Below are 14280 nucleotides of genomic sequence, written 5' to 3' on the forward strand. Positions count from 1 at the left end.
CTCCTTCAATCGACGATCCGCGCGATGGCGGCATCCAGGTCCGCGCGGGAGCTGGCGAGCTTCAGCTTGTTCCCGGTCACCCACTCGCGGTCCTGCTCGAGTTCATCCCTGGCGATCGCCAGCAGGCGCTTGACCTCGTCCGGACCGACCCCGCCCGCGGAAACACGGGTTTCAACGAAACGGCGTGGGTTCAAGGCGTCGCGAACCTGGGCATCGGTGTACTGCAGCGGTGAACCGATGGTTTCCATCGCGGCCTGGTTCAGCGCCGCACTCGTTACCATGGCGGGCGATACACCGGCGAGCAGGCAGTTACGGACCAGGCGCGCCACGACATGGTGGACCTGGCGGAAGGATATGCCTCGCTCTCGAACGATCACATCGGCGAGGTTGCTGGCCGTGCACCAGCTCCCGGAGAGCAGGGTTGCCATCCGGTCCTCATGCACCACCAGGGTTTCGATGATGCCGGTAAACAGATCCAGCATGCCTTCGGTGATTTCCAGGGCGTCATGAATCAACGGCAGGTCACGCATGGCCTGGTCGCCGGTTCCTTCGGACCTGAACGTGGCCAGTGCCGTGCTGAGCCAGGTCACCGAACCACCCGCGGCCTTCTTGATGGTTTCCAGGCCACTGGGGTTTTTCTTCTGCGGGAAAATGCTGCTGGTCCCACAGTAGCCGTCATCGCTCTCGACAGTGGCGAACTCGACGCTCGACCAGATATGCAGGTCGGTGGCGAGGTCGTTGAGATCGGCCATGACAAATGACAAGGCCCCGATGGTCTCCGCCGCGTACCAGGCTTCCCGGCCCAGTTTGGAGTTCTCGACCAGGCTGTCGAAACCCAGCAGGTGCGTGGTGCGGGCACGGTCCAGGGGCCAGGAGGTACCGGCCAGGCCCACGGCGCCAAGCGGGTTGCGATTGACCCGGCCGTAGGCATTGCTCAGGCGGCTGAAGCTGTCGTGCAGTCTTGAGGTGAAGCTCAGCAGGTAGTGGCCGAAGACCCAGGGCTGGGCATGCTGCATATGGGTGTAGCCGGGCATGATCGTGTCGCAATGCTGCGCGGCCTTCTGGATCAGTGCCACCTGGAACTCATTGATACGATCCAGCACGGCCAGAATGCGCTTGCGATCGTACAGGCGTCGTACCGTCGCCCCCTGGTCGATACGGCTGCGGCCGGTGTGCATCTGTCCGGCCGAGTCTTCGCCGATCCTGGAGAACAGGTAGGATTCGACTTGAAGCAGAAAGCTGCCTTTCTTCACATCGAATGGAAAGTCCGCCGGTGACAGGTCCCGTATCTGGCGCAGCTCTGCCAGGATGGCCTGGCCCACCGGCTTGGTGAGAATCTCCCGCTCTACCAGCATCACGGTGTGCGCCAGGTCGACCTCGACAAACTCATGGTATTGGCGCTTCTCGGTTTCCAGCGCCGGAATATCGTGATGCTTGACCATGCGTTCGGCCGCGGGTGCGCTCAGACGGGCGTCGGTCAATAAACTTTCGTTGTCATGTGCAATGGACATTTCAAATCACCGTTCAATAAGTTCTACACGCTTGAAGTCAATGGTCCCTTCGTAATCAACATCCAGGCCACTCAAGTCTTTACGCACGCCGATAATCTGCTCCTGGTCAAAGAGCGGCAGATTGTCCGGATCCTGTTCCCAGAGAATCTGTTGTATCTGGCCGTAATAGGACATGCGTTTGTTCGGATCCAGCTCGCGGGAAGCCAGTTGGAGAAGTTTGTCTACATGGGGGTCGCTGTAGCCCGTAAGGTTTTGTGGGTCACCGCTGGACAACTTGCGCCGCAGGCGGATATCGGCATCGGAAATACCGGTGCCCAGTAACCACATGTTTGCCTCATTGCTACCTTTGCCGGTGCCTTTGCCCGTGTTTTTGTCTAAGTCGGGCCGATACAGGTTCTTTTGATACGTGGCCCATTCCCACACCTTGAACTCGGTCTTGAGCCCGACTGCATTGAGATAGCCTTGAACAACTTCGGCGACCTGACGGTCCTTGGTATAACGGCCCGCCGGAGTCCACATGACAATGGTGCCCGGATAACCACCGGGATAGACTTCATTGATAATCTTCCTGGCAGCCTCCGGGTCGTATTTCACCGGCGCAAAGGCACGTCGTGCCTGCGTACCTTCTGGAAAGGGACCGGTAGGAACCTTGCCATATCCAAGCAGCACTTTATCGACCAGCGCCTGACGATCAATGGCCATGCTGACAGCGCGGCGGATACGCGGATCATCGAATGGCGGCTTCGTCAGGTTCATTTCAAAGAATACCTGGAAGGTGCTGGGTATTCGCAGCAATGTCGACTTGTTGAGCTCCTTGAGTTCGATAGCGGCTTCCGGTGACAAATTTGCCGCGATATCGGCATTTCGGGTCCGCAACTCAATGACGCGTGAGGAGTCTTCCCGCACCGGACGGAATACTATTTTCGATGGTTTTGCGCTTTCGCCATAAAAGGCGATGTTCTTTTCAATAACTGCCTGGTCATTGGGTATCCAACTGTCGAAAACATAAGGGCCAGTACCGACTGGATGATGCCCATAGGCCCGCCCGTATTTTGCAACTGCTGCCGGGCTATTGATCGACGATGATTGTTTCGCCAGCAGTTCCAGCATGGTTGGCGAAGGGCTTTTTGTGGTGATCCTTACCTGGTACGGCGATACCGCCTCTACCGACAGAATGTCCGCATAGTAGGAGCGATGCGGAGAACCCAGCTTGGGGTCGCGAATCCTGTCCAGGTTGAATTTCACGGCATCCGCATTGAAGTCCGTGCCGTCGTGAAACTTCACGCCCTGTTTCAGCACGAATGTCCATTGTTTACCATCTTCGGACCTGGACCATGACTCTGCCAGATCAGGTATGAAGCGGGTACGGTCCTGGCCGTTCCAGGCGATCAAGCGATTAAACAGATGATCAATCACATTGAGCGACGGCACGCTACGGGAAATAGCGGGGTCCAGGGTGTCGATATCCGATCCCTGCACGAAGGTCAGCTGTCCTATTTCCTTGGCGCTGGCAACGGACGGCAAACCTGTCGACAATCCGATGAAGCCCAGAACAGCAAAACCGCGTATGAATACTGTCAGGCGATTCAAGCGACGCATAATCTTTCTCGCTGGATAATTCTTGTGGAAATTCATGACGGCCATGCCATGCCATGCCGTGCCGATCTCGTTTAAGCGTTACGCGATTTCGGGTCTATGTAGTCGCGCAGTGCATCGCCAACAATGTTGAAACTCAGTATTGTCAGGACCAGGGCGAGCCCGGGGGCGAACAGCACATAGGGATGTGTTGTCAGCAAAGGCCGTGACTCGGCGATCATCGAACCCCATTCCGGCGTTGGCGGGGGCGGGCCAAGGCCCAGGAAGCTGAGCCCGGAACCAATGAGGATGGCTTCTGCCAGCGATACGGTGGCCTGGATGATGACCAGCGAACCGATGTTTGGCAGGATATGCACCCGCAGCAGGCGCAGATCGCCGACACCGATGGATTTCGAGGCCAGTACAAACTCGCGGTTTCTCAAGGCCATCACCGGTCCGGCAAAAAAGCGCACGTAGATGGGAATGCTGGAAATGGCAATGGCCAGGGTCAGGCTCAATATGCTGTTGCCCGCCACGGTAATGACCAGGATTGCAACCAGTGTCCTGGGGAATGCGATCATGGAGTCCATGATCCGCATGACGAGGCTGGCGACAGCGTTGTTGTAATACCCACAAAATGCGCCTGCCGCGATGCCGATAACCATCGCAATGCCAACACTTGAAACCGCTACCGTCAGAGTGATGCGTGCCCCCCACAAGACTCGCCCGAGCAAGTCCCGGCCGAGTTGATCGGTGCCGAGAAAAGAGTCGGTTCCAGGACTGATAAGTGATCTGGACAGATTGATCCTGGTTACCGAATCCCAGTCAAAAAACAAAGGTGCGCCTATTGCGGCGATCACCATTGCCAGGATGACAATAAATGCTCCCAGTGCGAACCAGCGTTTATTGGAAACAAGGAAGCTGACAAAGTCCGGCCGGCGTTTTTTCGCTACTGACATATCAGCCTCAGTTGTAGGTGATGCGAGGGTCGAGGATGCCATATACAAGGTCCACAATCAGGTTGATGATAACTACCGCGGCCGCAAAGACGATGACCGTGCCTTGGACAACATAGATATCCCGGGCCATGATTGCATCAATAAGAAGTCGCCCCATGCCAGGCCAGGCAAATACGGTTTCGACAATAACGGCGCCCCCTAGCAAGCGACCGAAGTCCATGCCGAAGACTGTTACAAGAGGGATGGCGGCATTGGAAAGTGCATGTTTGAGAATGACTTTGTAGCCGGGCACGCCTTTGGCGTAAGCCGTACGAATATAGTCCTCCTTCAATACATCCATCATTGTCGATCGTGCCAGTCTCGAAAATGTTGCAACGTAAGGCAGGCCAAGAGTGAAGGCGGGCAGTATCAGGTGCTGTAGTCCACCTCTGCCGGTGGGCGGGAGCCAGCCCAGGTTTGCCGAAAATATCAGCATCAATATGAGCCCGAGGAAGAAGCCGGGTATTGAGATGCCAAGGACTGCAACCGTGGTCAGTGAGCTGTCAAGGAAGCTCCTGGGCTTGAGGGCGGCGACAATGCCCAGCGGGATGCCGATGAGCACGGCAAGCAGCATGCCCGCCGCGGTAAGTTCGATAGTGGCGGGTAGCGTCCGGGCAATACTTTCCAGTACCGGGGTAAATGTCTGGAATGATTCTCCGAAGTCACCACTGGCAATTTTCTTTACATAAATGATGTATTGAACGGCGAGTGGTTGATCGAGTCCGTAGTTCTTCCGTATCTGTGCTATATCTGCTTCCGTTGCGTCAGGTCCGGCGGCAAGTTGCGCCGGATCGCCCGGAATGAAGTGCATCACCAGGAATATCACGATGGATACTCCCAATAGCATCGGTAGCAGGAGTAATAACCTGCGTAGGGTGTAGTTCAGCACGAGTGATCCTCTTTTTATTTTACGTCAGTGTTGCCCTGAAGTTATATTGCGGGGCGCTACTGTCAGGTAAAACTACGCAACTGAATCATCGCCCTGTCATACAATTATGGCAAACCGGTAGCATGTTGGACGCACATAACAAAATGTTATACGCTGGTTGAATAGCGACTTCCTACATTCGGACGAGAGCTGCAATGAAATTGAATCCCCGCCAATTGGAAGCCTTTCGAACAGTTATGCTCACCGGTAGCATGACCATCGCGGCGGAAGCACTACAGATAACTCAGCCGGCTGTCAGCAGGCTTATCCGCGATCTTGAGTCGGCACTTTCTCTTCGACTGTTTCGTCGCGAAGGCAATCGCCTCATTCCCGGCGCGGAAGCGCAGGTCCTGTATGGTGAAGTCGACAAGTTCTATCAAGGTATCGAGCGAATCGAGCGTGTTGCCGAGGACCTGGCAACGCTGCGTACCGGCACGTTGAGAATCGCTTCGATGAGCACCCTGGGCCTGAGTGTCGTGGCCGAAGGTGTGTGCCGTTTTACTCGCAGGCACCCCGAGGTCAGAACCTCCCTGGATGTGCGCAATTCTCCGGGCATCCTGGAGCTGACATCGGCGAACCAGATCGATATCGGTTTCGTGCAGATCCTTTCGGGAGAGTATCCCGGGATCCAGGTGGTGCCCCTGCCTCCCATCAGCGCGGTGTGTGTGATGCCGGTCGACGATGCACTGGCCGCTAAAGAGGTCGTCACCCTTGATGACTTGCACGAGCGGCGGCTGATTACGCTCAATACCAACAATCCGTTGCAGCGGCGCATTACCTCGGCATTGGAGGCTCGGGGCGTTACAGGTATTTCCTCGGTGGAAACCACGGCGGCCCACGCGGCGTGCGGCATGGTTTCGGGAGGGCTCGGGCTGACGATCTGCGATCCGTTTACGGCGTCCTACTCGAAGTACCCGGGCATTACCTTCAGAAAGCTCGATCAGGACATTCCCTTCGAGATTTCCATGGTGTTCCCCAGCCACCAGCAACGCTCGCAGTTGACGGCGGACTTCATGCGAGTCATGGAAGGCATCTTCAAGTCGGAATTCATTTCCATGATTCCCCGTGAGGCCTATTAGACGGGCACCGCCGGAATCGGGCGCGTGGGATGCGCTGGCAATCAGGAGTCCTGTCCGACTTGGAACAGCTGCTCGAATCCTTGCAGCGTGCTGTCGACAAAACGCTCGTCGGTAGTACCGGCGGGGAAGTGCAGGACGTTGTGGATGACCAGCGAGGCCAGGCCATGGATGTATGACCAACTGGAGAGAGATGCCCGACGGACCTCGGCGCTGTCGATCTCGCAACCGAGCAGTTCGGCGATGATGCGCTTGAGTTCACCGAAGGCCTCCTCGCGCGCGCTGCGCAGTTGCGGGATCATCCCGCCGTCGGCGAACTCAGGACCGAACATCAGTTGGTAGAGCGCCGGATTTTTCCGGGCGAAACCGAAGTAGGCCAGGGTAGCGTTGCGCAGCCGTTGCTTGCCGGCGCTCTGCGCATCCTTGATGACCAATGTACGGCCCAGTTCGTGGAAGCCCTGGGCCGCCAGGTGACCGATCAGTTCGCCGCGATTGGCGTAGTGGTGATAAGCCGCGGTGGCGCTCACGCCGACCCTTTCCGATACCGCCCTGAGCGACAGCCTGGTCGGTCCCACTTCTTCGAGCATCTCCCGCGCAGTGGCCAGCAACTGCGGAGCCAGATTGCCCACATGGTAGGTTTCGCGTGTACGGGGAGGTGTCTTGGTCATCGGTGCGGGTGCGTCATCAGGGCATGGAACAGGCTGAAATCCTAACATGGGGAAGCATCTTGACAGTGTAAAGATATGTCCTTAACTTTCGCTCCATGGAAAGGCCGGAGGGGGAAGCTCTCGGGTAGTCGCCTGAAAAGGGCGGCATACGGGCAGGGAGCCTGGGCTACAGGCCGGTTTTTCTGACTGAATCTTATCGGTGATAAGTTAGAGGTGAATCATGAAGCACTATGACGCCGTGGTAATCGGCGCCGGCAATGCCGGATTGACGGCGGCGACGGCCTTGCAGCGTGGCGGTTGCCGGACGCTGTTGCTCGAACGCCACAACATTCCCGGTGGCTGCGCGACGTCCTTTGTGCGCGGTGACTTCGAGTTCGAGGTGGCCTTGCACCAGCTCAGTGGCCTGGGTACCGAAGACAAGCCGTTCATCATGCGCCAGCTGTTCGAGAAGCTGGGGGTGATGGACAAGGTGGCATTCGTGCAGGAGCACGCGCTATACCGGCTGGTGGTTCCCGGGGAAATCGATATCACCCTGCCGGCGAGCTGGTCCGGTATACGGCGCACGCTGCAGCAGTTGTTCCCGGCCGAGAGCGAGGCCATCGAGCGGTTCCTGGTGGTTTGCGAAAAGGTCACCCTGGAAAGCTTCACCACCTTGCCCCAGGCACGCCGCTCCAACAGTGAGGCGGCGCTCAAGTCGATGTGCCCGTACTTCGTCGAGTACGGCTTCCGGCCGCTGAAGGAGGTGCTCGACGAGTTCTTCGACGACGCCAGGCTCAAGAGCGTTCTGGCGACCTACTGGCTCTACCTCGGCGTACCGCCGAGCATGCTGCCGTTTTCCGATGTGGCGGCGATGATCTACGCCTATGCGGTGTTCAAGCCCTGGCATATCAAGGGCGGCTCCCAGGCGATGTCCAGCGCGCTGGTGGAGTCGTTCCTCGAAGCGGGCGGGGAAGTGCGCTTCAACTGCGCCGTGGAACGGATCATCACCGCTGAGGGGCGGGTCCGGGGTGTGCGCCTGGAGGGTGGCGAAACCGTCACCTGCGCTGCCGTGGTGTCCAACGCCAGCCCGCTGGTGACCTTCCACGAACTGCTGGATCTCGACGAGCCACCACCGAGCGTCCAGCAGGATTTCCGCTCCCGGCGCATGGGTACTTCCGCCTTCGTGATCTATCTGGGGCTTGACTGCACGCCCGAGGAACTGGGTGTGCAGACCGCCTCCAGCTTTATCTACGAAACGCTGGACGAGGAGGCGATCCACCAGCGCATGGGCAGCCTGGAACCGCCGTTGGGCGGCATGCTCACGTGCTACAACTTCGAAGACCCCGACGCCGCGCCCGCCGGAAAAAGCCAGGTGGTGCTGGTGTGCCTGCAATACGGCGAGGTGTGGAAGTCGGTACCGCCGGAGCGTTATGCGCAGACCAAGTTTGAATTTGCCGAGAAGCTGATCGGCGTGATCGAGAAGGTCTACCCGAAGGTGCGCCAGTACATCGAGGAAGTAGAAGTGGCCACGCCGCTGACCATGATGCGTTACCTGAACACTCCTGGCGGCGCCATCTACGGCTTCCAGCAGAGCATCCAGGATTCGCCGCTGCTGCGCGAGCGCCTGGATGCGGTGCCTGGGCTCTATATCGCCGGATCGTGGACCTCCATGGGCGGTTTCCAACCGACTTACCTGGCGGGCGAGTCCACCGCCAGGGCGGTGCTCAAACAGTTGAAAGTCAAGGAGGTGCAGCATGCCTGAGCAGAACCTGATGGACCTGGTCGCCGGCTACCGCGAGGCCCGGCAGGCCAAGCAGACCCTGGAGCAGACCGGGACCGACTTTCACGAAGTCAGGGGCGAGGTCGGCGGCATGGTCGTCCAGCTGCATCCGAAACGCCTGCAACTGGAAGTCGCCGAGATCATCGAGGAAACCGCCAGCACCCGCACGCTGCGGGTGGTCGCCGCCGATCGCAAGGCGTTGCCGCCGTTCCTGGCCGGGCAGTACATCAACCTGTTCGTGGACATCGACGGCGTCGCGACGGCCCGGCCCTACGCGATTTCCTCGTCACCTTCGCAGCCGGGTTACTACGACCTGACGGTGAAGCGTGCGCGGGATGGCTATGTCTCCCATTACCTGTTGGACCGGGTGGTGGTGGGCCAGCGGTTGCTCAGCTCCGGCCCCATGGGGACTTTCCATCACAACCCGCTTTACCATGGCGACGATCTGGTATTCCTCGCCGGCGGTTCCGGCTCCGCACCCGCCCGCAGCATCCTGGAGGATCTGCTCGATCGTGGTCTGGCGTACCGCTTCCATCTCATCTACGTAAACAGCCATCTCGACGACGTGATTTTCGACGAGGCGTTTCGCGCTCTGGCCCGGAAGCACGGAAACTTCACGCTCACGCACGTGATCTCCCGCCCGCCTGCCGATTATCAGGGGCATAGGGGTCGATTGAGTCAGGCGCTGCTACAGGACCTGCTGGGTGACGTCGGCGACAAGATGTTCTACATCTGTGGTCCGACACCGTTCAACGACCACTGCATCGCGCTGCTCACGGCGCTGGACGTCAAGCGTCGACGCATCCGGGTCGAGGCCAACGGTGCGCCGAATGCCCCGGAGGAGCAGCCCGGCTGGCCGCAAGGCGTTGCCCTGGACGATGAAGTGACGGTGACCGTACAAGGCCGTGGCGCTTTCAAGAGCCGGGTGGGGGAGCCGTTGCTCAATGCCCTGGAGCGCAACGGCTATTTCGCCGAGAACGCCTGCCGTTCCGGTGAGTGCAGCCTGTGCCGGATCAAGCTGGTTTCCGGGTCGGTGTTCAACCCCCGGGAGGCGCACCTGCGCAAGTCCGACCGGGATTTCGACTGGTTCTATTCCTGCGTGGCGTTTGCCACCGCGGATATCGAGATCCTGCTCTAGCAACGCTACGAGTCTGTTGGGTTGTCAGGCCTGCTCAGGCGCCACGCCATAACGCGGAGCAGGCCGGGCGTTGGCGAACCTTGGCGCGAGCGCGCGGCGACGTGTGCAAATGGCGCTAGCCTACGCGAGGGAAAACCTCGGCGGCGTCCTGTCCGTCGAGACCCTGGCCGAAGCGGCGCGACTGAGCCCGCGTCAATTCAGTCGGGTGTTTCGCGAGGAGACCGGCCAGTCGCCGGCCAAGGCCATCGAGCGTCTGCGCGTCGAGGCTGCACGACTGTTGATGGAGACAACGTTGCACCCGATAGAAGTCATTGCCCGCGAAACCGGGTTAGGTGACCGGGAACGCATGCGCCAGGCATTTCTCGGGCATTCGGGCAACCGCCGCAAGCGATACAGCGAACCTCGGCGAGGGTTGCGTCGGCGTTGTGAGGGGTTGTTGCGTCCCGGTTGCTGCATAGCACGCCGTCGACGCAGGCACGGGCGTTTCTGTGACTCCAGGGTTCAACGCCCGGGCACGTCTTCACGCGTCAACTCAAAGGGCCGGGGGGAGAAACCGAGTCGGTCACGGGCATCCGAATGGTCGAAGACCAGATCCTGGTTCATGCGCTCCACCAAGGCACTTGAAAGATGCCGGTAGCGTGGCAGGCAGCGCATGAGCGAAACCAGTGTGGCCAATGTCCTGGTAGATAGCGCCAGCGTATGTTCCGGGCGCCCCAGGGCCTGGAACAGGCGGCTCACCATCGTGTGATAAGGCAAGGTTTCTGCCCCGGACAGGTTGTAGGCACCACTGTTCAGGTCGGGAAGGGTCATGGCTGACAGACACGCCCGGACAACATCCTCGGCATGTACCGGCTGGCGTAATCCGGTGCTGCCACCGATCAACGGGAAGAATCCGAAACGTCGAATGAAGCGGGCAATCTCGGTAATGTTCTGGTCGCGAGCAAATCCGTAGATCATTGTCGGTCGCAGGATCACCCACTGGATTTTCCGTTCGAGCGCCCACTTCACGAACTGTTCTTCCGCATCTTTCAGGCGCAACGCCAATTGTCTTTCCCCGGCGTCTGGCGATGCTTCCTTGGTAAAGCGGCTGGTGGAAGACAAGACGACCACACGCTGGACGCCGGTGTTGGCGATACGATCCAGATACTCCGGTACAACCCAGATGGGTGCCAGTGATAGGAAGGTATCCAGTGCGAGTCCATGCCAGTCGCCGATATTTTGCCAGCTGACACCTGGGCGGGAGGCATTGGCGCTGCGCCGGGTGAATGCGGTTGTCTGATGGCCCGCCTGCATCAGAGACGGTAGCAGGTGCTCGCCCAGGAAGCTGGAACCGCCCAATATGCCTATGCGCAATTCAGGTCTCTTTTCGCAGGGTCAATGTATTCGACAACCGGATAACGGCGTGACGCAGGACCATCAGGCTGAATCGAAACCAGACCCCAATGACCACGACGATCCACAGGAAGACGGAATATCGCTGACGGAAAAATTTCCGGTAGAAATGCAGGATCCCACGGTGTTTGTGCCACTCGACGAAATAGGGACGGTCACGACTGCAGCCACCGAACACATGGGTTATCCGTGCATCCGGCACGAATAGAATACTCCAGCCCGCCTGGCGAAAGCGCATGCACCAGTCCAGATCTTCGCAATGCAGAAAGTAGTCCTCATCCCAGAGCCCGACGTTCTCGATAGCTTCGCGCTTGACCAGCATGCAAGCCCCGGAAATGGCTTCGACGACAATCGGCGCGGTCGGTAAAGGTTCCTTGTGCAGTAAAAAGTCGGCAAACACCGCTGGGAAAAAACGCGTGAACCGTGAAAGTCCGAAGGCTCGCATGAAAGCCCGTTTGGGTGTCGGAAACACTCGGCGTCCACCGGCTTGTTCGGTACCGTCCGGATTGCACAGGAAACCTCCAACCACACCGATCTCCGGTGAGCGGTGCAGCGCCAGTAGCAGGCGGCCCATGGCATCAACGGCCAGTACGGCGTCCGGATTCAGGAACAATAAATTGGGCGCAGTTGACAGTCTGGCCCCCTGGTTGCACGCCACGGCGAAGCCGAGATTGGCTGTGTTACGCAGGATCTGCAGCGCGTTGCCAGAGGCGCGAGAGCTCTCCAGCGTCATCAAGCTATCATCGTGGGAGCCGTTATCCACCACGATGACTCTGCAAGCGCCGGCGGCAAATGCCGAATCGACACATGCAGCCAATAGTCCACCTGCGTTGTAATTGACGATGATCACGTCACACTCGCCAGGTAACGGAGACTGGGACCGTTCATCAGCGGTGGGTCGTTCCATTGCATTCAATATCGTTACTCCATTGGTCGCGCTTGTCTTCAGACAAGGGCGTGACCACCAGCTGGCAGTGCCTTGCAACGCGGGCCCCGGCGATCCATGAGCCCGATCACTCATGGTATGGCCACGGAGAAACGTGCTCTCCATGAGTTGTCGCAGCGAAAACGCCGGGTGTGTTCTTCCGGTTCATCGAAGCTCAGGGCCTGATCCATGGCATGGCGTATGTCTTCCGGTCCGCCCAGCAGAAAGGTGCCTGGATAAGCGTCCCTGCCAACCATCTCTCCGAAAGCCGTACTGATTACCGGCAAGCCCAGTGCGCGGTACTCGTAGTACTTGATAGGGTCTACGAACCGCGTCAGGGCATCGCACTTGAATGGGATCAGGCCGATGTCGAAGTCGGCCATGGCCTTCATCGCTTCCTCATGGGAGACCTCGCCACTGACATGGATATTGCTGGGCAGGTGCGCAGGTAGGCGGGTGTGCAACGGGCCGATCAGGCGTATTTCGGCGTGGGGGTAGGCCTTGGCCAATGCCACCACTATTTCCCAGGCAAACCACTTGGCGATGGTGCCTACATAGCCGAGGACCGGGTTGTCCAGGCGGGTACTGCGTTTCTCCCGTCTCTGCGGAAGACGTTCGGTAGCGCAAGCGTTGCCGAGGAGTTTGACGTTGCCTGACAGCGCCGACATCTGCGCCTGTAGCGCCGACGAAGAGGTCAGTACCATCGAGACTGCCCGGGCCGTCGACTGCTGGCGGCGCTCCATGGCCTTGCGCGAAAGACCCTGGTAGAACTCGGAAAAATTATCCATGGCGTCATAGAAGCTTGCTTCGAAGATCGGTTCCCGCAGCAGCCTGGATGCCAGGCTCGAAGGCTTTCCGATACCCAGTAACGTGGGGTGTCGAGCGAAGCGGCGAGCCTGGACAATAATGGGCTGCCACAGGGGACGATTGATCCATCCCGAACCGGGAATGGGTTCTATCGGCAGGGCGCGAGGCTGGAGAACGGTCAGCCAGGAAGGCGTCTCGGGATAGGTCGGGCGTGGGTGTGTTGCGCCTGCCGATGCCAGGCGCAACTGGCGCAGGTCACCGAGTGCCGGAAAACGGGTGGGATAAGGCTCTATCCAGAGCACCGGCTCGTCGGTTTTTTCATGGAAGCAGCGCACCAGCTCATGGGAACGTTGGCTGAAGCTGTGCCAGGGCATCGGTGAGAGATAGATCAGGCGCATGTCGAAAAGTACTCCGCCAGTATCTGGACTATCCGCTCTGCGGCGTTGCCATCGCCATAAGGCGACTCCTGCCTGATCATTCCGGCATAGTGGTTGGCGTCATCCAGCAACTGCTGCACCGCCTGCACGATGTCGTCGCTGCCCGTACCGACCAGCTTCACCATGCCGTGTTCGATCGCTTCCTGGCGTTCTGTCTCATTGCGCAGCACGAGGACGGGAATACCCAGCGCGGGCGCTTCCTCCTGGATCCCGCCGGAATCGCTCAACACCAGATAGGCACTTTTCATCATTCGTATGAACCGGTGATAACCCCGCGGGGGGCAAAGCTCAATACGCGGATGCCCGCCCAACGCAGCCTCCACCGGTCCTTTCACGTTGGGGTTGGGATGCACGGGGAAAATCACCCGGATATCGTCGTTACGCTCCACCAGGCTGCGAATGGCCGTGCAGATGCTGAGCAGCGGCACGCCGAAGCTTTCCCGGCGGTGCAGGGTCACCAGCAGCACACGCTGGCCGTCGCCGCTTGCCTCGTCGGCTTCATGGGGCCGTTCGAGGCTGTGCAGCAGGGCATCTATCACGGTATTGCCGGTGACATGAATGGCTTGCTCGGCAATACCTTCGCGCAGCAGGTTGTGGCGGGCTTTCTGGGTGGGCGCGAAGTGCCATTTGGCGATTCTGCTGGCCACTGTCCGGTTCAGTTCCTCTGGAAACGGATTGGCGATGTCGCCCGTGCGCAAGCCTGCCTCTACATGGCCGAAGGGTATCTGCTGGTAGAAGCACGACAGCGCGACAGCGAGCACGGTAGTGGTATCGCCCTGCGCCAGTACTGCATCTGGACGCGATTCGAGAAGGGTCTGTTCAAAGGCGGTGAGCAGACGGCTGGTCAATTCGGAAAGTGACTGGTTCGCCCGCATCATGTCCAGATCCAGATCCGGTTCTATGTCGAACTCCCACAGTGCCTGATCCATGAGCTCGCGGTGCTGGGCCGTGGCGACCACCTGGCAGGCGAACTGCTTCGAGCGCCTGAGGGCATGGATGACCGGCGCCATCTTGATCGCTTCCGGCCGTGTGCCCACCACGACGACTATCTTGCGTTGACTCATCT

The 14280-nt window shown here is 59.2% G+C and carries 12 protein-coding genes and 1 pseudogene; 4 read left to right on the forward strand and 9 right to left on the reverse strand.

Annotated elements, in window-relative coordinates; all coding sequences use genetic code 11:
* Positions 1 to 5: 5 nt before the first annotated feature.
* The 4 genes from argH to HX851_RS14670 are packed head-to-tail and all read right to left on the reverse strand — an operon-like array spanning position 6 to position 4973.
* Positions 6 to 1511, reverse strand: a complete 1506-nt coding sequence (gene argH / locus HX851_RS14655; protein WP_256262413.1) for an argininosuccinate lyase — start codon at positions 1509 to 1511, stop codon at positions 6 to 8.
* Between the two features lie 6 nt (positions 1512 to 1517).
* Positions 1518 to 3146 (reverse strand): ABC transporter substrate-binding protein, encoded by a 1629-nt coding sequence (locus HX851_RS14660; protein WP_256262707.1) that lies wholly within the window; start codon positions 3144 to 3146, stop codon positions 1518 to 1520.
* A 35-nt stretch (positions 3147 to 3181) separates the two neighbouring features.
* Complete coding sequence (locus tag HX851_RS14665; RefSeq protein ID WP_177058065.1) at positions 3182 to 4045, reverse strand: ABC transporter permease; 864 nt, start codon at positions 4043 to 4045, stop codon at positions 3182 to 3184.
* Between the two features lie 7 nt (positions 4046 to 4052).
* Positions 4053 to 4973, reverse strand: a complete 921-nt coding sequence (locus HX851_RS14670) for an ABC transporter permease (RefSeq protein ID WP_177065903.1) — start codon at positions 4971 to 4973, stop codon at positions 4053 to 4055.
* 194 nt (positions 4974 to 5167) lie between these two features.
* Here HX851_RS14670 and HX851_RS14675 point away from each other — a divergent pair, with 194 nt between their 5' ends.
* Positions 5168 to 6091, forward strand: a complete 924-nt coding sequence (locus HX851_RS14675; protein ID WP_177065905.1) for a LysR substrate-binding domain-containing protein — start codon at positions 5168 to 5170, stop codon at positions 6089 to 6091.
* A gap of 41 nt (positions 6092 to 6132) precedes the next feature.
* Here HX851_RS14675 and HX851_RS14680 read toward each other — a convergent pair whose 3' ends face one another.
* Positions 6133 to 6756, reverse strand: coding sequence for a TetR/AcrR family transcriptional regulator (locus HX851_RS14680; RefSeq protein WP_177058068.1), 624 nt, complete (start codon positions 6754 to 6756; stop codon positions 6133 to 6135).
* 220 nt (positions 6757 to 6976) lie between these two features.
* On the opposite strand from HX851_RS14680, the gene HX851_RS14685 reads away from it, so the two are divergent.
* From HX851_RS14685 to HX851_RS14695, 3 genes and pseudogenes are all read left to right on the forward strand, one after another.
* Positions 6977 to 8497, forward strand: coding sequence for a phytoene desaturase family protein (locus tag HX851_RS14685; protein ID WP_177065907.1), 1521 nt, complete (start codon positions 6977 to 6979; stop codon positions 8495 to 8497).
* Complete coding sequence (locus HX851_RS14690; protein WP_177065909.1) at positions 8490 to 9653, forward strand: FAD-binding oxidoreductase; 1164 nt, start codon at positions 8490 to 8492, stop codon at positions 9651 to 9653. Before HX851_RS14685 ends, HX851_RS14690 begins: the two co-directional genes overlap by 8 nt.
* A gap of 100 nt (positions 9654 to 9753) precedes the next feature.
* Positions 9754 to 10082: pseudogene (locus HX851_RS14695) on the forward strand (helix-turn-helix domain-containing protein); the annotation flags it as partial.
* 72 nt (positions 10083 to 10154) lie between these two features.
* Here HX851_RS14695 and HX851_RS14700 read toward each other — a convergent pair.
* The 4 genes from HX851_RS14700 to wecB form a co-directional block, all read right to left on the reverse strand.
* Positions 10155 to 11006 (reverse strand): NAD-dependent epimerase/dehydratase family protein, encoded by an 852-nt coding sequence (locus tag HX851_RS14700; protein ID WP_256262415.1) that lies wholly within the window; start codon positions 11004 to 11006, stop codon positions 10155 to 10157.
* 1 nt (position 11007) lies between these two features.
* Entirely contained in the window at positions 11008 to 11895 is an 888-nt protein-coding gene (locus HX851_RS14705) for a glycosyltransferase family 2 protein (RefSeq protein WP_497563404.1), read from the reverse strand.
* 167 nt (positions 11896 to 12062) lie between these two features.
* Entirely contained in the window at positions 12063 to 13175 is a 1113-nt protein-coding gene (locus HX851_RS14710) for a glycosyltransferase (protein ID WP_177058072.1), read from the reverse strand.
* Positions 13166 to 14278, reverse strand: coding sequence for a non-hydrolyzing UDP-N-acetylglucosamine 2-epimerase (gene wecB / locus HX851_RS14715; RefSeq protein WP_177058073.1), 1113 nt, complete (start codon positions 14276 to 14278; stop codon positions 13166 to 13168). The genes HX851_RS14710 and wecB overlap by 10 nt, the downstream gene beginning before the upstream one ends.
* Positions 14279 to 14280: the final 2 nt, after the last annotated feature.

The organism is Pseudomonas gingeri (assembly GCF_013385635.1).
Lineage (GTDB): Bacteria > Pseudomonadota > Gammaproteobacteria > Pseudomonadales > Pseudomonadaceae > Aquipseudomonas > Aquipseudomonas gingeri_A.

Bases quoted from the DNA above. Each gene is read 5' to 3' on its own strand.
- argH (WP_256262413.1), bottom strand. From the start codon at position 1,511: ATGTCCATTGCACATGACAACGAAAGTTTATTGACCGACGCCCGTCTG.
- HX851_RS14660 (WP_256262707.1), bottom strand. From the start codon at position 3,146: ATGAATTTCCACAAGAATTATCCAGCGAGAAAGATTATGCGTCGCTTG.
- HX851_RS14665 (WP_177058065.1), bottom strand. From the start codon at position 4,045: ATGTCAGTAGCGAAAAAACGCCGGCCGGACTTTGTCAGCTTCCTTGTT.
- HX851_RS14675 (WP_177065905.1), top strand. From the start codon at position 5,168: ATGAAATTGAATCCCCGCCAATTGGAAGCCTTTCGAACAGTTATGCTC.
- HX851_RS14680 (WP_177058068.1), bottom strand. From the start codon at position 6,756: ATGACCAAGACACCTCCCCGTACACGCGAAACCTACCATGTGGGCAAT.
- HX851_RS14685 (WP_177065907.1), top strand. From the start codon at position 6,977: ATGAAGCACTATGACGCCGTGGTAATCGGCGCCGGCAATGCCGGATTG.
- HX851_RS14690 (WP_177065909.1), top strand. From the start codon at position 8,490: ATGCCTGAGCAGAACCTGATGGACCTGGTCGCCGGCTACCGCGAGGCC.
- HX851_RS14710 (WP_177058072.1), bottom strand. From the start codon at position 13,175: ATGCGCCTGATCTATCTCTCACCGATGCCCTGGCACAGCTTCAGCCAA.
- wecB (WP_177058073.1), bottom strand. From the start codon at position 14,278: ATGAGTCAACGCAAGATAGTCGTCGTGGTGGGCACACGGCCGGAAGCG.